The sequence below is a fragment of the Pseudomonas sp. WC2401 genome, assembly GCF_041200115.1.
Classification (GTDB): domain Bacteria; phylum Pseudomonadota; class Gammaproteobacteria; order Pseudomonadales; family Pseudomonadaceae; genus Aquipseudomonas; species Aquipseudomonas fragi.
The window spans coordinates 2,274,901-2,291,826 of record NZ_CP165623.1 but is presented as its reverse complement, the minus strand read 5'-3'; the positions used below and the strand labels follow the sequence as shown (position 1 = coordinate 2,291,826).

The following is a 16,926-nucleotide window of genomic DNA, read 5'->3' as shown; positions in this document are numbered from 1 at the left end:
CCATGCTGCTTTACTTATATATGTGTTCGAGCATGGAACTTAAGCGATCAGCCCATGCTCAAACGCCCCGTAGATCTACTCACAAGGAGAAACACCCCATGCGTAATACTTTTGCTGTTGCCTTGATGCTCGCTGCTTCGCTTGGCCTGGCGGCCTGCGATAAAAAATCCGAAGACAAAGCCCAGGATGCTGCTCAGCACTCTGAGCAAGCTCAAGAAAAAATGTCTGAAGCACAAGACAAAGTGAACGACGCGGCCAAAGAAAACGCCGAAGCTGCAAAAGCACAAGCCGAGTCCAATAAAGCCGCTGCTGAAGAAGCCGGCCAGACTGCCCCGGTTGCACCTGCGGCAACTCCAGAAAGCAAGTAACACCACTTTCTGCGTAATAAAACCAAGCCCGCCAAGTGCGGGCTTTGTTGTATCTGAACGTTAATGGCGACTGATGGCATGTATAAATACACGGCCATTAAAAAAGCCCTGCATCCATTAAGATGCAGGGCTTTTTTATTGACTCGGCAACGCTTTTGGCGGACCGGGCAATTACGCCATTGCTTCAACTCGTTTGCCCAGCAGGCGGTCACAAATCACTGCGCCCAGCAAGGTCACAAGACACGGCACCAACCAGGCCAGGCCCTGTTCGCTAAAGGGCATATTGGCCAATTGGGCTGGAATCCAGTCGCCCATGCCAGCGCCTTTAAGCGCATCGATCGAGCCAAAGAAGAACGACACCAGCATCACCGGACCCACGATCCGCGCCTGGGCATTCCACAAGCCTTTGCAGAAGCTCAAGGCCACCAGCACGATGCACGGCGGGTAGATCGCCGTCAGCACCGGGATGGAGAACGCGATCAACTGGGTCAAGCCAAGGTTCGACACAGCCAGCGAAAACAGCGCAAGGATGATCACCAGCGTCTTGTAGGACAGTGGCAATACGGTGCTGAAGTATTCAGCGCAGGCACAGGTCAGGCCAACGGCCGTTACCAGGCAGGCCAGAGCGATCAGCACGGCCAGGAAACCGCTGCCCAGCGAACCGAAAGTGTGCTGTACATAGGCATGCAGTACCGCCGCGCCATTGGTTGCGCCTGCTGCCACTTCATGGCTGCCGGCACCCAGGCGGAACAGGCTGATGTACACCAGCGCTAGGCCGACACCGGCGATCAAACCGGCGATGATGGCGTAACGGGTGATCAGCTTGGGCGACTCGACGCCACGGGAACGGATGGCGTTCACGATCACGATGCCGAACACCAGTGCGCCCAGGGTATCCATGGTCAGGTAACCATTGATAAAGCCCTGGGAGAACGGTGCGGCAACGTATTCCGGGGTTGCAACGCCGACATCACCCGCAGGCAAGGCAACGGCAGCAATGCCGAGAATGGCCAGGGCGATGATTTTCAGCGGGGCGAGAAAGCGCCCTACCGTGTCCAGCAAGCGACCCGGGTACAGCGACACAAAGAACACGATCAGGAAGTACACCGAGCTGTACAGAAACAGCGCCAGCGGGCTTTCACCGGTCAAGGGGGCCAGGCCCACTTCGAAAGACACGGTGGCGGTACGCGGGGTTGCGAACAGCGGGCCAACAGCCAGATAGGCCACAGCCGCCAGCAGGCCGCCGGCGATCTTGCCGATAGGGCTGCTCAGTGCATCCATGCCGCCGCCGACCTTGGCCAGGGCAATAACGGTGACTACCGGCAGGCCGACTGCGGTGATCAGGAAGCCCAATGCGGCCATCCAGACGTTAGGTCCGGCTTGCAGGCCAACGATTGGCGGGAAAATGATGTTGCCAGCCCCAACGAACAGGGCAAAGGTCATAAACCCAAGTGCCAGGATGTCCTGGCCTTTCAATACTTTCATTACGGAAATACCACACTACTGAATCGGGATTTAGAGGGGAATTTCCCGTGCGGATGTGGGAAATGCTGTCGATCCGTATAAGACCAACCCGTCTAGCGCGTGGCTTCCTTTTGGGATGCGCACGCAGAACAGCGGAATGCCGGCAAGATTACCGAGTTTTTTCCTACAACGCACTGTTAGAGGGCGGACTGTCCGATGAACGAACGCAGTTGTCGCCTGGATGACATCGAAAATTGATTTGATGTGGTTTTGCAGCGTTGGTGCTGCCGCGATGGGGTAGGCACGAAGGCCACCCTAAGGTGCAATATTGTTCACTTAAGTGATTTTTGCCTCTGTGGGAGCGGGCTTGCTCACGATGGTCTTTAACGATGCCCCATATTTACCGAATAAATACGGCGCTCTGAAGCCATCGCGAGCAAGCCCGCTCCCACACTTGAGCAGCGTCGCAGTCAAGCGGGTTTAGTATCTGACAGGCGATGGCCCATCAGTTATTTTTTATCTCTTAGCTCTGGATTGGCGAACTGCGAATTAAACGAAACAAGTGACGACAGCTTCTCGAACAATGGAACGGGTTCGAACTTTCCACTCTTCCTCCCCTGCTCAATAGCCGCGACGATTTTGTCAGGTGATATATCAGTCGTTCCATGATAATAAACCTCACCCGCCCTGCCACTAACTACAACTTCATCCAGTTCAGGCACAAGGCTTTCGTATCGTTCGGGGTTCGAGGTACTGACATACGCATCATCATGATAATCCATGGGTGTTCTTCTGGCACCATCCCGCGAGTCATTATGTTCATTGATGTCTTTCAGACCAGACTCATACCGTGAGAATACACCCATCGTACTGGTGGCCTTATCAACTGCCAGGATATTAAGGGATACACGGTAACCATGTTCTTTGGACGCTTTGGCTGCCGCCAGCACTTCATGATTTCTACTATTGATGGATTTCTGGATGACCATGTTGAGCCTGTTTTCGAGCCCATGCTTTTGCAGACCCTCCTCCAGATAGCGGGCTATCTCCTTGCTGCCGGGCACAGTGCCAGGATAACCCGCCCGCGCCGCCTCAGCGTAGCCAGGGACAAAACGTTTCAGATCATCGTAATCGACGATCACACAGTTACCTTTAAACTGTGCTGAAAGACAGTTTATCGCCGTTGATTTTCCAGCGCCCATCTGACCGGTGACAATATGGGCCGCAGGGTTTTTCTGAGAAGTTGCAGTGGCCGCTAATTCTTTTATAACAGTCTGTAATAGTTTGAGTTTATCCTCACTGCCCAATGACTCTATTTTTCTGGGATCTGAAGACACTTGGACTTGCCGAAGCTCATGAAAACTGGAGGACTTTTGCACGCCGACCATTCCTGAAAAAACGCCTTTCATGTTTTAACTTCCATTAGTTGAGAAGTTAAGATTTTCATTCTCCATAAATAACCAGTCAAGAAACTGAAAAAACCAATATACATGCGGATATTTCAGCAACACCCTCTCGCATTATGTTTTTCCCGCGCCAGTAAAGAGTACAGGATCAACTATAAAGTTAATTGTTTCGACCTGAAGCCATGCATAGGTGTTTGACAACGAAACTCCAACAGCCAAAACGCACAAAGGCCACCCTAAGGTGGCCTTTGCCTGGTGTAACAGTCAGCTAAGCCAATGGCTTATTTGATTGCCCAGCCAGTCAGCTCGGACAGAGCCTTGCCGATGTCTGCCAGCGAACGCACGGTTTTAACGCCTGCGTCTTCCAGGGCAGCAAACTTCTCGTCTGCAGTACCCTTGCCGCCAGAGATGATTGCGCCAGCATGGCCCATGCGCTTGCCTGCAGGGGCAGTCACACCAGCGATGTAGGAAACAACCGGCTTGGTCACGTTTGCCTTGATGTAGGCAGCCGCTTCTTCTTCAGCCGAACCGCCGATCTCACCGATCATGACGATCGCTTCGGTCTTCGGGTCTTCCTGGAACAACTTCAAGATGTCGATGAAGTTGGAACCCGGGATCGGGTCACCACCGATGCCTACGCAAGTCGACTGGCCGAAACCGGCGTCAGTGGTTTGCTTGACGGCTTCGTAAGTCAGGGTGCCGGAACGCGACACGATGCCTACTTTGCCTGGCAAGTGAATGTGACCTGGCATGATGCCGATCTTGCATTCGCCCGGGGTGATAACGCCTGGGCAGTTAGGGCCGATCAGGGTAACACCCAGTTCGTCGCACTTAACTTTAGCGTCCAGCATGTCCAGGGTAGGAATGCCTTCGGTGATGCAAACGATCAGCTTGATGCCGCCGAACGCTGCTTCAAGGATGGAATCCTTGCAGAAAGGAGCCGGTACGTAGATAACGCTGGCGGTTGCGCCAGTGGCAGCTACAGCTTCTTTCACGGTGTTGAAAACAGGCAGGTCCAGGTGAGTGGTGCCGCCTTTGCCCGGAGTAACGCCACCCACCATCTTGGTGCCGTATTCGATGGCTTGCTGGGTGTGGAAGCTACCCTGGGAACCTGTGATGCCCTGGCAGATAACTTTGGTGTCTTTATTGATCAGGACGCTCATTACTTGCCCTCCGCAGCTTTAACAACTTGTTGAGCAGCGTCGGTCAAGCTGGTAGCAGCGATGATGTTCAAGCCGCTTTCTGCCAGTACTTTAGCGCCCAGATCAGCGTTGTTGCCTTCAAGGCGCACAACTACCGGGATTTTCACGCCGACTTCTTTCACTGCACCGATGATGCCTTCGGCAATCATGTCGCAACGAACGATGCCGCCGAAGATGTTAACCAGCACTGCTGCGACATTGCTGTCGGACAGGATGATCTTGAACGCTTCGGTAACGCGTTCTTTGGTAGCACCGCCGCCAACGTCGAGGAAGTTGGCTGGCTTGCCGCCATGCAGGTTAACGATGTCCATGGTGCCCATGGCCAGACCAGCGCCGTTAACCATGCAGCCGATGTTGCCTTCCAGCGCTACGTAGTTCAGTTCGAACTTGGCAGCGTGCGCTTCGCGCGGATCGTCTTGCGACGGATCGTGGAAAGTTTTCAGCTTAGGCTGACGGTACATGGCGTTTGCGTCGATGTTGATTTTTGCATCGAGGCAGTGCAGATCGCCGTCAGTCTTGATAACCAGCGGGTTCACTTCCAGCAGGGCCAGATCGTGATCCTTGAACAGCTTGGCCAGACCTACGAAGATCTTGGCGAACTGAGCAACTTGCTTGCCTTCCAGGCCCAGCTGGAAAGCCAACTCGCGACCCTGGAATGGCTGTGCGCCAACCAGTGGATCGATAGTTGCTTTCAGAATTTTTTCTGGAGTGTCGTGAGCGATTTTCTCGATGTCCACGCCACCTTCGGTGGAAGCCATGAACACGATGCGGCGGCTCGAACGGTCAACGACAGCGCCCAGGTACAGCTCTTTAGCGATATCAGTGCACGACTCAACCAGGATCTTGGTGACCGGCTGACCATTGGCGTCAGTCTGGTAAGTCACCAGACGCTTGCCCAACCACTGTTGTGCGAATGCTTTAGCGTCTTCTTTGCTGCGAACCAGCTTAACGCCGCCCGCTTTACCGCGACCACCTGCGTGAACCTGGGCTTTTACAACCCATTCGGTCCCGCCGATCTTGTCGCAAGCTTCTGCGGCTGCTTCCGGGGTGTCTACTGCATAACCCTTGGATACTGGCAGGCCGTATTCAGCGAACAGCTGCTTACCCTGATACTCGTGAAGATTCATGCTTTTTACCGTCTTCGTTAGGTACTGCGCATTCGGCGCTGCACTATTATTAGTGCCGCACCACCTGTGACTGCTGCTTGTACTGTTTCAACAAACCCGACACCCGCGTGAGCGGAGCCGGGCCCGGTTAAAACAAAACAAGACTGCGTCCGGCGGAAGTTCCGCGGTGAGGCTTGCTAGCAAGGCTCACGACGGGCAAACCGCCGTGGTTTCTTATTGTCTGGTCTTAACGTTTCTTACGGTTGGCAATGTGGATGGCGCCGCCATTCACTGCCAGCGCTGCTTCATGCAACGCTTCGGACAGGGTTGGATGGGAGAAAACCATCATGCCCAGATCCTCGGCACTGGTGCCGAATTCCATACCGATTGCGCCCTGCTGTACCAGCTCTGCAGCGCTCGGGCCAATCACGTGGACGCCCAGTACGCGGTCAGTTTTGGCATCAGCAATGACTTTGACAAAGCCACCGGTGTCGTTTGCTGCCATGGCACGGCCACTGGCTGCGAACGGGAAGGTGCCGACGTTAACCTCAACGCCTTCAGCTTTCAAGGCCTGCTCGGTTTTACCGACCCACGCGATCTCCGGGTGAGTGTAAATAACCGATGGAATCAGGTCGTAGTTCATCTCGGTCTTGTGACCTTTGATGCGCTCGACAACCATGATGCCTTCTTCCGAAGCCTTGTGTGCCAGCATCATGCCGCGAACCACGTCACCAATGGCGAATACGCCCGGTACGCTGGTTGCGCAATGATCGTCAACAAACACGAAACCGCGCTCGTCGATGGTCACGCCGCTGTCAGCTGCCAGCAACTCGGTAGTCACCGGACGGCGACCTACGGCTACGATCAGCTTGTCGAAGGTGATGGTCTGTTCGCCGTTGGCGTCGGTGTAGGTCACAACGACTTCTTCGCCGTTAACCTTGGAACCGGTCACGCGAGCGCCCAGCTTGATGTCCAGACCTTGTTTGGTCAGGGTTTTGTAGGCTTCTTTCGAAACGGCAGCGTCAGCAGCCATCAAGAAGGTGTCCAGGGCTTCCAGGACAGTCACTTCAGCGCCCAGACGGGACCATACCGAACCCAGTTCCAGACCGATCACGCCAGCGCCGATAACGCCCAGACGTTTTGGCACGGACTGGAATTCCAGGGCGCCGGTCGAATCAACAATCACGTTGTTGTCGACAGGTGCAGGTGGAATGTCGATCGGACGCGAACCCGAAGCCAGAATCACGTTCTCGGCTTCGATGATTTCAACGCTGCCGTCAGGCTTGGTCAGTTCAACACGCTTGCCGGCCAGCAGCTTGCCGTGGCCTTGCAGGGAAGTCACGCCGTTGGCCTTGAACAGGGTCGCAACGCCGGAAGTCAGACCTTTAACGATGTTGGCTTTACGGCCAACCATCGCAGCAACGTCCATCTTCACTTCACCGGTGGTGATGCCGTGGATGGCGAACGCATCCTTGGCTTCGTGATACTTCCAGGAGCTGTCCAGCAGCGCCTTGGATGGAATGCAGCCAACGTTCAGGCAAGTACCGCCCAGCGCCAGTTTGCCTTCCTTGTCGGTGTATTTTTCGATGCAAGCAGTCGAAAGGCCCAGTTGCGCGGCCTTGATGGCTGCAACGTAGCCGCCAGGGCCCGCACCAATCACTACAACGTCAAATTTCTGAGACATGAAAATAGATCCTCTATTAGCTACAAGCTGTCAGCAGCAAGCTGCAAGCCAAAGCCAGACTGCTTTTCCCGCAGCCTGGCCCTGAAACTTGCAGCCGCTTCTATTAGATATCCAGCAGCAGACGAGCCGGGTCTTCCAGCAGGTTTTTGATTGCTACCAGGAAACTTACAGCTTCTTTGCCATCGATCAAGCGGTGATCGTAAGACAGAGCCAAATACATCATCGGACGGATAACTACCTGACCGTTGACTGCCATTGGACGCTGAAGGATGTTGTGCATGCCCAGGATCGCGGCTTGCGGCGGGTTAACGATCGGGGTCGACATCATCGAACCGAAAGTACCACCGTTGGTGATAGTGAAAGTACCACCGGTCATTTCGTCGATCGACAGTTTGCCGTCACGGGCTTTTTTACCGTAGGCAGCGATGCCGCCTTCGATTTCAGCCAGGCTCATCAGTTCGGCGTTACGCAGAACCGGAACCACCAGACCACGGTCGCTGGAAACAGCTACACCGATATCGGCGAAGCCGTGGTAAACAATGTCGGAACCGTCGATCGAGGCGTTAACGGCCGGGAAGCGTTTCAGTGCTTCGGTAGCTGCTTTCACGAAGAACGACATGAAGCCCAGGCGTACGCCGTTGTGGGACTTCTCGAACAGGTCCTTGTACTTCGAACGCAGTGCCATGATTTCAGTCATGTCCACTTCGTTAAAAGTGGTCAGCATCGCCATGTTCGACTGCGCTTCAACCAGACGCTTGGCCACGGTGGCACGAACGCGGGTCATCGGAACGCGTTTTTCTACGCGGTCGCCAGCAGCGAATACCGGAGCGGCAGCAGCAGGTGCAGCGGCCTTGGCCGGCGCAGCAGCAGGAGCGGCTTTTTTGGCAGCTACAGCGGCAACTACGTCTTCCTTGGTCACACGACCGCCTTTGCCAGTACCGGCAACGGAAGCGATGTTGATACCGTTTTCTTCAGCGATCTTGCGCGCAGCAGGTGCGGCAACAGGATCGTCTTCACCATCGGCAGCAGGAGCAGCAGCCTGGGCAGCCGGTGCAGCGGCAGCCGCAGGGGCGGCAGCAGCAGCGCCACCTTCAACGATGGAGCCCAGCACTTCGTCGGACAGAACGGTGTCGCCTTCGTTCTTGACGATAGCGCCCAGCACGCCGTCAGCAGTGGCCAGTACTTCCAGCACTACCTTGTCGGTTTCGATATCAACGATCAGGTCGTCGCGCTTTACAGCGTCGCCCGGTTGCTTGTGCCAGGTGGCAACGGTGCCATCGGCAACCGATTCCGGAAATGTTGGGGCTTTGATCTCGATAGCCATGTTCTTTGGTTCCTTAAATTCGGTTTCAGTGCGCGAAGGCGTTAAACAGTGAACGCGTCTTGCAACAGTTTTGCCTGTTGCTCAGCGTGCATCGATGCGTAACCACAAGCAGGTGCAGCAGAAGCGTCACGGCCCGCGTACTCGAGTACGAGAGACTTGTCGTGACCGCTGATGATGCGGCGCATGTGATGCTGGCTGCAGTACCAGGCACCCTGGTTCATCGGCTCTTCCTGACACCAGACAATATGCTTGGCGTTTTTGTACGGAGCCAGGACTTCAATCAAGTCGTCCTCAGGGAACGGGTACAGCTGCTCAAGACGCACGATGGCGATGTCATCACGACCTTCGGCACGGCGTTTTTCCAACAGGTCGTAGTAGACCTTGCCGCTACACAGAACGATGCGACCGACGTTGGCCGGATCCTGTGCATCGATTTCCGGAATAACGGTCTGGAACGAACCTTCGGCCAGATCTTCCAGGGTCGAGATTGCCAGTTTGTGACGCAGCAACGACTTCGGTGTCAGGACGATCAGCGGCTTGCGCAGCGGACGGATAACCTGACGGCGCAGCAGATGGTAGATCTGTGCCGGAGTAGTCGGTACGCACACCTGAATGTTGTGCTCGGCACACAATTGCAGGTAACGCTCAAGACGTGCAGAGGAGTGCTCCGGGCCCTGACCTTCATAACCGTGTGGCAGCAGCATGGTCAGACCGCACAGACGGCCCCACTTGTGCTCACCGCTGGTGATGAACTGGTCGATTACAACCTGGGCGCCGTTGGCGAAGTCGCCGAACTGGGCTTCCCAGATCACCAGCGCGTTTGGCGTGGTGGTCGAGTAGCCGTATTCGAACGCCAATACCGCTTCTTCGGACAGCAACGAGTCGTACAGGTCAAAGCGTGGCTGACCCTCGAACAGGTGCTTGAGAGGAATATAGGTGCCAGCATCTTTCTGGTTGTGCAACACGGCGTGACGGTGCGAGAACGTACCGCGGCCGATGTCCTGACCGGTCATGCGAATCGGGTGACCTTCGAACTGCAGGGTTGCGTATGCCATGGTTTCGGCATAACCCCAGTTGATCGGCAGGCCGCCGGCTTGCATTTTTTGACGATCTTCGTAGATCTTCGCAACCTGGCGCTGAACCACGAAGCCTTCCGGAATTTCCAGCAGCTTGGCGGACAGTTCTTGCAGGGTTTTCAGATCAAAACGGGTGTCGTGGCGGGCAGTCCAGGCGTGACCCAGGTATGGGCGCCAGTCTACGAACAGCTCTTTGTTCGGTTCCTTGACCAGACTTTTCACAACATGCAGGCCGTTGTCCAGCGCGTTGCGGTATTCGTCGATCTTGGCCTGAACGCGCTCTGCGTCAACCACTTTCTCTTGCGTCAGACGCTCGGCATACAGTTCACGGGTAGTGCGCTGCTTGGCGATTTGCTGATACATCAGCGGCTGGGTACCGTTTGGCTCGTCGGCCTCGTTGTGACCGCGACGGCGGTAGCAGAACAGGTCGATCACGACGTCACGCTTGAACTGCATGCGGTAGTCGATAGCCAGCTGGGTCACGAACAATACGGCTTCCGGATCATCACCATTTACATGGAGGATCGGCGCCTGGATCATTTTCGCAACGTCAGTGCAGTACTCGGTAGAACGGGAGTCTTCCGGGTTGCTGATGGTGAAGCCGACCTGGTTGTTAATCACCAGGTGAACCGTACCGCCAGTCTTGAAGCCGCGGGTCTGCGACATCTGGAAGGTTTCCATGACCACGCCCTGACCTGCGAATGCAGCATCACCGTGGATGGAAATTGGCAGTACCTTTTCGCCGGTGCTGTCGTTACGACGGTCCTGGCGAGCACGTACAGACCCCTCAACCACTGGAGAAACGATTTCCAGGTGGGACGGGTTAAACGCCATTGCCAGGTGAACTTCACCACCGGCAGTCATGACGTTGGAGGAGAAGCCCTGGTGGTATTTAACGTCACCGGAACCCAACTCGATTTTTTTCTTGCCTTCGAACTCGTCGAACAACTCGCGCGGGTTTTTGCCGAAGGTGTTCACCAATACGTTCAGGCGACCACGGTGGGCCATGCCGATAACGATTTCCTTGGTGCCGTAGTTGCCCGAACGCTGGATCAGCTCGTCCAGCAAAGGAATCAGGCTCTCGCCGCCTTCCAGGCCGAAACGCTTGGTGCCCGGGTATTTGGTACCCAGATACTTTTCCAGACCTTCAGCAGCAGTCACGCGCTCAAGCAGATGGCTTTTGACTTCAGCCGAGTACGTCGGGCGGCCGCGTACGCTTTCGAGGCGCTGTTCAAACCAGTGGCGCTGCTCGGAATCGACGATGTGCGTGAACTCTGCGCCAATGGTGCGGCAATATGTCTGCTGCAACGCTTCGAGAATTTCGCGTAGGCTCGCTTCCTCTTTGCCGATATACAGGTCGCCGGCACGGAAGGTCGTATCAAGATCGGCATTGGTCAAGCCGTAATGATTGATCGACAGGTCTGCAGGTGCAGGACGCTGCCACAGCCCCAGCGGATCAAGCTGGGCTGCCTGGTGGCCGCGCATCCGATAGGCCTGGATCAATCGCAGCACTTCAACCTGCTTCTTCTCGTGCTCACTGCTCACGCTCCCGGCAGAAACCGGTTGAGCGCGGCGCTGGTTCTTTGCCAGCAGCACGAAATGGTCGCGGATTGTGGAGTGCGAAACATCGTTGGCAGAGTTGCCTTCAACAGGCAACGTCTGAAATTTGGTGCGCCATTCTTCTGGCACAGCGTTAGGGTCGTGCAGGTAGAGCTCATAGAGCTCTTCCACATAGGCAGCGTTACCACCTGAAAGATAGCCGCTGTTCCACATGCGCTGCATCACGCTTTCTTGCATGCTTGGTCACCCTCGGTTAGGGGACACCATCGACGAGAACACCAGAGCATGCTTGAGAAAGTCCGAATACAGCGACTAAAACAAGCCACTTAGGATCACGCTGATAGTCCGGGTACCAGCCCGGATGCCCCTGCTGGTCTCATTTCTTCAAAATAAGAGCCGCAGCTTTATGAGCTGTTGCTCAGGTTATAACTACGGCGCCGGTTGAAGCCTGCGCCGTAGCATCTACGGTTACAGCGGTGCTGCGGTACTGCTTTGGATCACACGCCGCTTTGCAGCAGCATGCTACGCACGTGACCGATGGCCTTAGTCGGGTTCAGGCCCTTCGGACACACGTTTACGCAGTTCATGATCCCGCGGCAGCGGAATACGCTGAACGGGTCATCCAGTGAAGCCAGGCGCTCGCTGGTCCGGGTGTCACGGCTGTCAGCCAGGAAACGATAGGCTTGCAGCAGTGCAGCAGGGCCCAGGAACTTGTCCGGGTTCCACCAGAAGGACGGGCACGAGGTCGAGCAGCAAGCGCACAGGATGCACTCGTACAGACCGTCGAGCTTTTCACGCTCTTCTGGCGATTGCAGACGCTCGATGGCCGGAGCCGGCGTGTCGTTCTGCAGGAACGGCTTAACTTTCTCGTATTGCTTGTAGAAGATGCTCATATCGACGACCAGGTCACGGATAACCGGCAAACCTGGCAGAGGACGAACGATCAGCTTGTTGCCTTTAACGACAGCGGACAGCGGCGTTACACACGCCAGGCCGTTCTTGCCGTTGATGTTCATGCCGTCGGAGCCGCAAACGCCCTCACGGCAAGAGCGACGATAGGAGAAACCCTCGTCCTGCTCTTTGATCAGGGCCAGTACGTCCAGCACCATCAGGTCTTTACCGTTGGTATTGACCTCGAATTCCTGCATGAACGGAGCGGCGTCCTGATCAGGGTTGTAACGATAAACACTGACTTTCAACATATCGGCCACCCTTAGTAAGTCCGAACCATAGGTTCGAAGGTCGGAACGGTTTTCGGCGAGAAGTTCACCGCACGCTTGGCTACGCGCTTGTCACCCGGGAAGTACAGGGTGTGGCACAGCCAGTTAACGTCGTCACGATCTTCGAAGTCTTCACGGGCGTGAGCACCGCGCGATTCCTTACGAACTTCAGCAGCGATTGCAGTCGCTTCAGCCACTTCGAGCAGGTTTTGCAGCTCAAGGGCTTCGATACGGGCCGTGTTGAACGCCTGGCTCTTATCGTTGATTTTCACGTTGGCGATGCGCTTGCGCAGGTCAGCCAGCTGGGCAATACCCTTCTGCATGTATTCGCCGGTACGGAATACACCGAAGTAGTTCTGCATGCAGCTTTGCAGCTCTTTACGCAGGGTAGCCACGTCTTCGCCGTCGGTACGCGAGTTCAGGCCGTCCAGACGTGCCAGGGCAGCGTCGATGTCGGACTGGCGTGGACGGGCGTAATCAACGCCTTCTTTCAGGGTCTGCTCAAGGAACAGGCCGGCAGCACGACCGAATACCACCAGGTCGAGCAGCGAGTTGCCGCCCAGACGGTTGGCACCGTGTACGGATACACAAGCCACTTCACCCACTGCAAACAGGCCAGGGATGATCTGGTCGTTGCCGTCGGCGTCCTGGGTGATCGCCTGGCCATGAATGTTGGTGGCAACGCCGCCCATCATATAGTGGCAAGTCGGAACAACCGGAACCGGAGCCAGTACCGGGTCAACGTGTGCGAACGTTTTCGACAGTTCGCAGATACCTGGCAGGCGGCTGTGCAGAACTTCTTCACCGAGGTGATCGAGTTTCAGCATTACGTGGTCGCCGTCAGGACCGCAACCGTTGCCCGCGATGATTTCCTTAACCATCGAGCGAGCTACTACGTCACGACCGGCAAGGTCTTTGGCGTTCGGAGCATAACGCTCCATGAAACGCTCGCCGTGCTTGTTGATCAGGTATCCACCTTCACCACGGCAACCTTCGGTAACCAGTACACCGGCGCCGGCAATACCGGTCGGGTGGAACTGCCACATTTCGATGTCCTGTACCGGCACGCCAGCACGCAGCGCCATGCCAATACCGTCGCCGGTGTTGATCAATGCGTTGGTAGTGGACGAGTAGATACGGCCCGCACCGCCAGTCGCCAGTACGGTCGCGTTAGCGCGAACGTAGGAGGTCTCACCGGTTTCGATGCAGATAACGATCATGCCGACGAAATCGCCAGCCTCGTTTTTAACCAGATCGACACCGTAGTATTCGTTCAGGAATACAGTGCCGGCCTTGAGGTTGGCCTGGTACAGGGTGTGCAACAGTGCGTGACCGGTACGGTCGGCTGCAGCGCAAGTACGCGCAGCCTGGCCGCCCTTGCCGAAGTCCTTGGACTGACCGCCGAAAGGACGCTGGTAGATACGACCCTGTTCGGTACGGGAGAACGGCAGACCCATGTGCTCGAGTTCGAACACGGCTTCCGGGCCTACGGAACACATGTATTCGATAGCGTCCTGGTCACCGATATAGTCGGAACCCTTGACGGTATCGTACATGTGCCAGCGCCAGTCATCGTTTGGATCAGCAGACGCGATCGCGCAGGTAATGCCACCCTGGGCCGATACGGTGTGCGAACGAGTCGGGAAAACCTTGGTGATTACGGCAGTCTTGTGACCGCCTTGAGCCAGCTGCAGAGCAGCGCGCATGCCAGCACCGCCGCCGCCAATAATGATGGCGTCGAACGAAAGTGTATTAACTGTGTTAGCCATGAATCAGATACCCCAAAGAATCTGCACACCCCAGACGAAGTAAGCGAACATTGCAACGCCGCAGACTGCCTGGAAGAGGAAACGTACTGCTGTCGCGGACTTGCCCAGCGCCATTGGCGTCAGGTAGTCGGTCGCGATGGTCCACATGCCGACCCAGGCGTGAGCGCCGAGTGCAACAAGGGCCAGCAGGCTGAAGATACGCATCCAGTTGCTTGCGAACAGCTCATGCCATTGGGCGTAGCCAATGCCAGGGTTCGCAACGAGGTACCCGATCAGGAAAATGAAATAAGCCGCTAGAACAACCGCAGACACACGCTGTGCCATCCAGTCATAGAGGCCCGAACGCGACAGGTTCGTAACGCTGGTTACCATATCCAAACTCCCGCCAGAACAATCATCACCACGGAAATGACGATTACGATTTTCGAGCCCAGTCGGCCGCCTTCAAGCGTCTCACCGATGCCCATGTCCATGATCAAGTGGCGCACACCGGCAACCAGGTGATACAGCAAGGCAGAGAGCAGGCCCCACGCAACGAATTTGGCCAGCGGACTGGTCAAGCATGCCTTCACCTCGGCATAACCTTCTTCGGAACCCAGGGATTTGCTCAATGCATAAAGCATGATGCCCAGGCCGAGAAAAAGAATAATGCCCGATACACGGTGCAGAAATGACGTAACGCCGGTGATGGGGAGTTTGATGGTCCTTAGGTCTAGGTTTACAGGTCGTTGGCTATTCACGGCTTTTTTCACACTGAAGAGCCCCTAACAATCAGGGCAAGTTTGTTGGGATGCGCACTGGTCAGGTACCCACCACCCGGGAGTGACGACCCCCATCTAAACAGGCCCAAAAGCCTCTGGCGGTCGGCTGCCGAGTATAGACAGTTAGGTTACTAATGACAACGCAAACACCCACCCCCTAATAGCGCATTGCGCTCGGGCTATAAAAGGCGTAAACGGCTGGGATAATCGCGAAAAAATGCTTCTCAAAGCCTTGTACAGCAAGACTTTAGGCAAATTGACATTCGAATTTATCTCACTATAGTGGTGCGGGCCCTGCGTGGGGGGTCTGTCTGATGATTTCAAGCATAAATAGGAGGCCACATGGCTGACAAAAAAGCGCAGTTGATCATCGAGGGCGCAGCCCCCGTCGAGCTGCCCATTTTAACTGGCACCGTGGGTCCCGATGTAATCGATGTGCGAGGCCTGACGGCCACGGGCCGATTCACATTTGACCCTGGCTTCATGTCGACTGCATCTTGCGAGTCGAAGATCACCTATATTGATGGTGACAACGGTATCCTGCTGCACCGCGGCTACCCGATCGAACAGTTGGCCGAACATTCTGATTACCTTGAGACCGCTTACCTGCTGCTGAACGGCGAACTGCCGACCGCAGAGCAGAAGGCTCAATTTGTCAGCACCGTGAAGAACCACACCATGGTTCACGAGCAGTTGAAGACCTTCTTCAACGGCTTCCGTCGTGACGCCCACCCGATGGCGGTCATGTGCGGTGTAGTCGGCGCCCTCTCGGCCTTCTACCACGACTCCCTGGACATCAATAACCCGCAGCATCGCGAAATTTCCGCGATCCGCCTGGTTGCCAAGATGCCAACCCTGGCCGCGATGGTTTACAAGTACTCCATGGGTCAACCCATGATGTACCCGCGTAACGACCTGACCTACGCCGAAAACTTCCTGCACATGATGTTCAACACGCCGTGCGAGATCAAACCGATCAGCCCGGTACTGGCCAAGGCGATGGACAAGATCTTTATCCTGCACGCCGACCACGAACAGAATGCTTCGACCTCCACCGTGCGTCTGGCGGGCTCTTCGGGTGCCAACCCGTTCGCCTGTATTGCCGCCGGTATCGCTGCACTGTGGGGCCCTGCCCACGGCGGCGCCAACGAAGCCGTGCTGACCATGCTCGACGAAATTGGCGATGTGTCCAACATCGACAAGTTCATCGCCAAGGCCAAGGACAAGAACGATCCGTTCAAGCTGATGGGCTTCGGTCACCGGGTTTACAAAAACCGCGACCCACGCGCCACCGTGATGAAGAAGACCTGCGACGAAGTGCTCAAGGAACTGGGGATCCAGAACGATCCGCAACTCGAACTGGCCATGCGCCTGGAAGAGATCGCCCTGACCGACCCGTACTTCATCGAGCGCTCGCTGTACCCGAACGTCGACTTCTACTCGGGGATCATCCTCAAGGCGATCGGCATTCCGACCAGCATGTTCACCGTGATCTTCGCCCTGTCGCGTACAGTGGGCTGGATCTCGCACTGGAAAGAAATGCTCTCCAGCCCGTACAAGATTGGCCGTCCGCGCCAGCTGTACACCGGCTACGAGCAGCGTGACATCACCAAGCTGGAAGACCGCAAGTAAGGCCTGTCCCACGACAGCGTCCTGATTGCAGACAATACGGCCTCTACTTATAGAGGCCGTATTTTTTTGTGCCCATGATTTTTGATTGCTGTGGAGCCCTCAAAGCCTGATGCGGGCCTGACCCACTTTGGGAGCGGGCTTGCCCGCGATGGCATCACCGCGCTTTGCGTGCTAGACCCTATCGCCCGCATCGCAGGCAAGCCAGCTCCCACAAGTTTTGTGGTGCCATCACAGCCTGATGCCGGCCTGCCCCACTGTGTTGTGGTGCCCTAAAGCCTGAAGCTGGCCTGCCCCACTGTGTTGTGGTGCCCTAAAGCCTGAAGCTGGCCTGCCCCACTGTGGGAGCGGGCTTGC

13 protein-coding genes are annotated in these 16,926 nt (G+C 56.0%); 2 read left to right on the top strand and 11 right to left on the bottom strand.

Going from position 1 to position 16,926, the window contains the following annotated elements:
* The first annotated feature begins 98 nt into the window (after positions 1-98).
* Complete coding sequence (locus AB3G35_RS10520; RefSeq protein ID WP_016780176.1) at positions 99-368, top strand: hypothetical protein; 270 nt, start codon at positions 99-101, stop codon at positions 366-368.
* Positions 369-539: 171 nt separating this feature from the next.
* On the opposite strand, the gene brnQ is transcribed toward AB3G35_RS10520, so the two are convergent.
* The 11 genes from brnQ to sdhC all read right to left on the bottom strand — a co-directional run bounded on the left by brnQ (position 540) and on the right by sdhC (position 14,931).
* Positions 540-1,853 (bottom strand): branched-chain amino acid transport system II carrier protein, encoded by a 1,314-nt coding sequence (gene brnQ / locus AB3G35_RS10515; protein ID WP_016780175.1) that lies wholly within the window; start codon positions 1,851-1,853, stop codon positions 540-542.
* A 488-nt stretch (positions 1,854-2,341) separates the two neighbouring features.
* Positions 2,342-3,241 carry a zeta toxin family protein gene (locus tag AB3G35_RS10510; protein WP_369782628.1) on the bottom strand — a complete coding sequence of 300 codons (900 nt, stop codon included), beginning with the start codon at positions 3,239-3,241 and terminating at the stop codon, positions 2,342-2,344.
* Positions 3,242-3,519: 278 nt separating this feature from the next.
* Positions 3,520-4,401: a succinate--CoA ligase subunit alpha gene (gene sucD, locus AB3G35_RS10505; RefSeq protein WP_016780174.1), complete on the bottom strand. Its 882-nt coding sequence runs from the start codon at positions 4,399-4,401 to the stop codon at positions 3,520-3,522.
* Positions 4,401-5,567, bottom strand: a complete 1,167-nt coding sequence (sucC, locus tag AB3G35_RS10500) for an ADP-forming succinate--CoA ligase subunit beta (protein ID WP_016780173.1) — start codon at positions 5,565-5,567, stop codon at positions 4,401-4,403. The genes sucD and sucC overlap by 1 nt, the downstream gene beginning before the upstream one ends.
* A gap of 226 nt (positions 5,568-5,793) precedes the next feature.
* Positions 5,794-7,230: a dihydrolipoyl dehydrogenase gene (gene lpdA / locus AB3G35_RS10495; protein ID WP_016780172.1), complete on the bottom strand. Its 1,437-nt coding sequence runs from the start codon at positions 7,228-7,230 to the stop codon at positions 5,794-5,796.
* A 103-nt stretch (positions 7,231-7,333) separates the two neighbouring features.
* On the bottom strand, positions 7,334-8,554 hold the full coding sequence (odhB, locus tag AB3G35_RS10490) for a 2-oxoglutarate dehydrogenase complex dihydrolipoyllysine-residue succinyltransferase (RefSeq protein WP_083369842.1): 1,221 nt from the start codon (positions 8,552-8,554) through the stop codon (positions 7,334-7,336).
* A 41-nt stretch (positions 8,555-8,595) separates the two neighbouring features.
* Positions 8,596-11,427: a 2-oxoglutarate dehydrogenase E1 component gene (locus tag AB3G35_RS10485; RefSeq protein ID WP_020467780.1), complete on the bottom strand. Its 2,832-nt coding sequence runs from the start codon at positions 11,425-11,427 to the stop codon at positions 8,596-8,598.
* 260 nt (positions 11,428-11,687) lie between these two features.
* Positions 11,688-12,392 carry a succinate dehydrogenase iron-sulfur subunit gene (locus AB3G35_RS10480; RefSeq protein ID WP_088379389.1) on the bottom strand — a complete coding sequence of 235 codons (705 nt, stop codon included), beginning with the start codon at positions 12,390-12,392 and terminating at the stop codon, positions 11,688-11,690.
* An 11-nt stretch (positions 12,393-12,403) separates the two neighbouring features.
* Complete coding sequence (gene sdhA / locus AB3G35_RS10475) at positions 12,404-14,179, bottom strand: succinate dehydrogenase flavoprotein subunit (RefSeq protein ID WP_016780168.1); 1,776 nt, start codon at positions 14,177-14,179, stop codon at positions 12,404-12,406.
* A 3-nt stretch (positions 14,180-14,182) separates the two neighbouring features.
* Entirely contained in the window at positions 14,183-14,551 is a 369-nt protein-coding gene (gene sdhD / locus AB3G35_RS10470) for a succinate dehydrogenase, hydrophobic membrane anchor protein (protein WP_003446906.1), read from the bottom strand.
* Positions 14,545-14,931, bottom strand: a complete 387-nt coding sequence (sdhC, locus tag AB3G35_RS10465; protein WP_019828563.1) for a succinate dehydrogenase, cytochrome b556 subunit — start codon at positions 14,929-14,931, stop codon at positions 14,545-14,547. Before sdhC ends, sdhD begins: the two co-directional genes overlap by 7 nt.
* A gap of 351 nt (positions 14,932-15,282) precedes the next feature.
* Between sdhC and gltA the strand changes: the two genes are divergently transcribed.
* Positions 15,283-16,572 carry a citrate synthase gene (gltA, locus tag AB3G35_RS10460; RefSeq protein WP_016780166.1) on the top strand — a complete coding sequence of 430 codons (1,290 nt, stop codon included), beginning with the start codon at positions 15,283-15,285 and terminating at the stop codon, positions 16,570-16,572.
* The last annotated feature ends 354 nt before the right edge of the window (positions 16,573-16,926 follow it).

What these genes read in the sequence shown, in the direction of transcription:
- AB3G35_RS10520 (WP_016780176.1), top strand. Translation starts at nt 99, where the DNA reads ATGCGTAATACTTTTGCTGTTGCCTTGATGCTCGCTGCTTCGCTTGGC.
- brnQ (WP_016780175.1), bottom strand. Translation starts at nt 1,853, where the DNA reads ATGAAAGTATTGAAAGGCCAGGACATCCTGGCACTTGGGTTTATGACC.
- AB3G35_RS10510 (WP_369782628.1), bottom strand. Translation starts at nt 3,241, where the DNA reads ATGAAAGGCGTTTTTTCAGGAATGGTCGGCGTGCAAAAGTCCTCCAGT.
- sucD (WP_016780174.1), bottom strand. Translation starts at nt 4,401, where the DNA reads ATGAGCGTCCTGATCAATAAAGACACCAAAGTTATCTGCCAGGGCATC.
- sucC (WP_016780173.1), bottom strand. Translation starts at nt 5,567, where the DNA reads ATGAATCTTCACGAGTATCAGGGTAAGCAGCTGTTCGCTGAATACGGC.
- lpdA (WP_016780172.1), bottom strand. Translation starts at nt 7,230, where the DNA reads ATGTCTCAGAAATTTGACGTTGTAGTGATTGGTGCGGGCCCTGGCGGC.
- odhB (WP_083369842.1), bottom strand. Translation starts at nt 8,554, where the DNA reads ATGGCTATCGAGATCAAAGCCCCAACATTTCCGGAATCGGTTGCCGAT.
- AB3G35_RS10485 (WP_020467780.1), bottom strand. Translation starts at nt 11,427, where the DNA reads ATGCAAGAAAGCGTGATGCAGCGCATGTGGAACAGCGGCTATCTTTCA.
- AB3G35_RS10480 (WP_088379389.1), bottom strand. Translation starts at nt 12,392, where the DNA reads ATGTTGAAAGTCAGTGTTTATCGTTACAACCCTGATCAGGACGCCGCT.
- sdhA (WP_016780168.1), bottom strand. Translation starts at nt 14,179, where the DNA reads ATGGCTAACACAGTTAATACACTTTCGTTCGACGCCATCATTATTGGC.
- sdhD (WP_003446906.1), bottom strand. Translation starts at nt 14,551, where the DNA reads ATGGTAACCAGCGTTACGAACCTGTCGCGTTCGGGCCTCTATGACTGG.
- gltA (WP_016780166.1), top strand. Translation starts at nt 15,283, where the DNA reads ATGGCTGACAAAAAAGCGCAGTTGATCATCGAGGGCGCAGCCCCCGTC.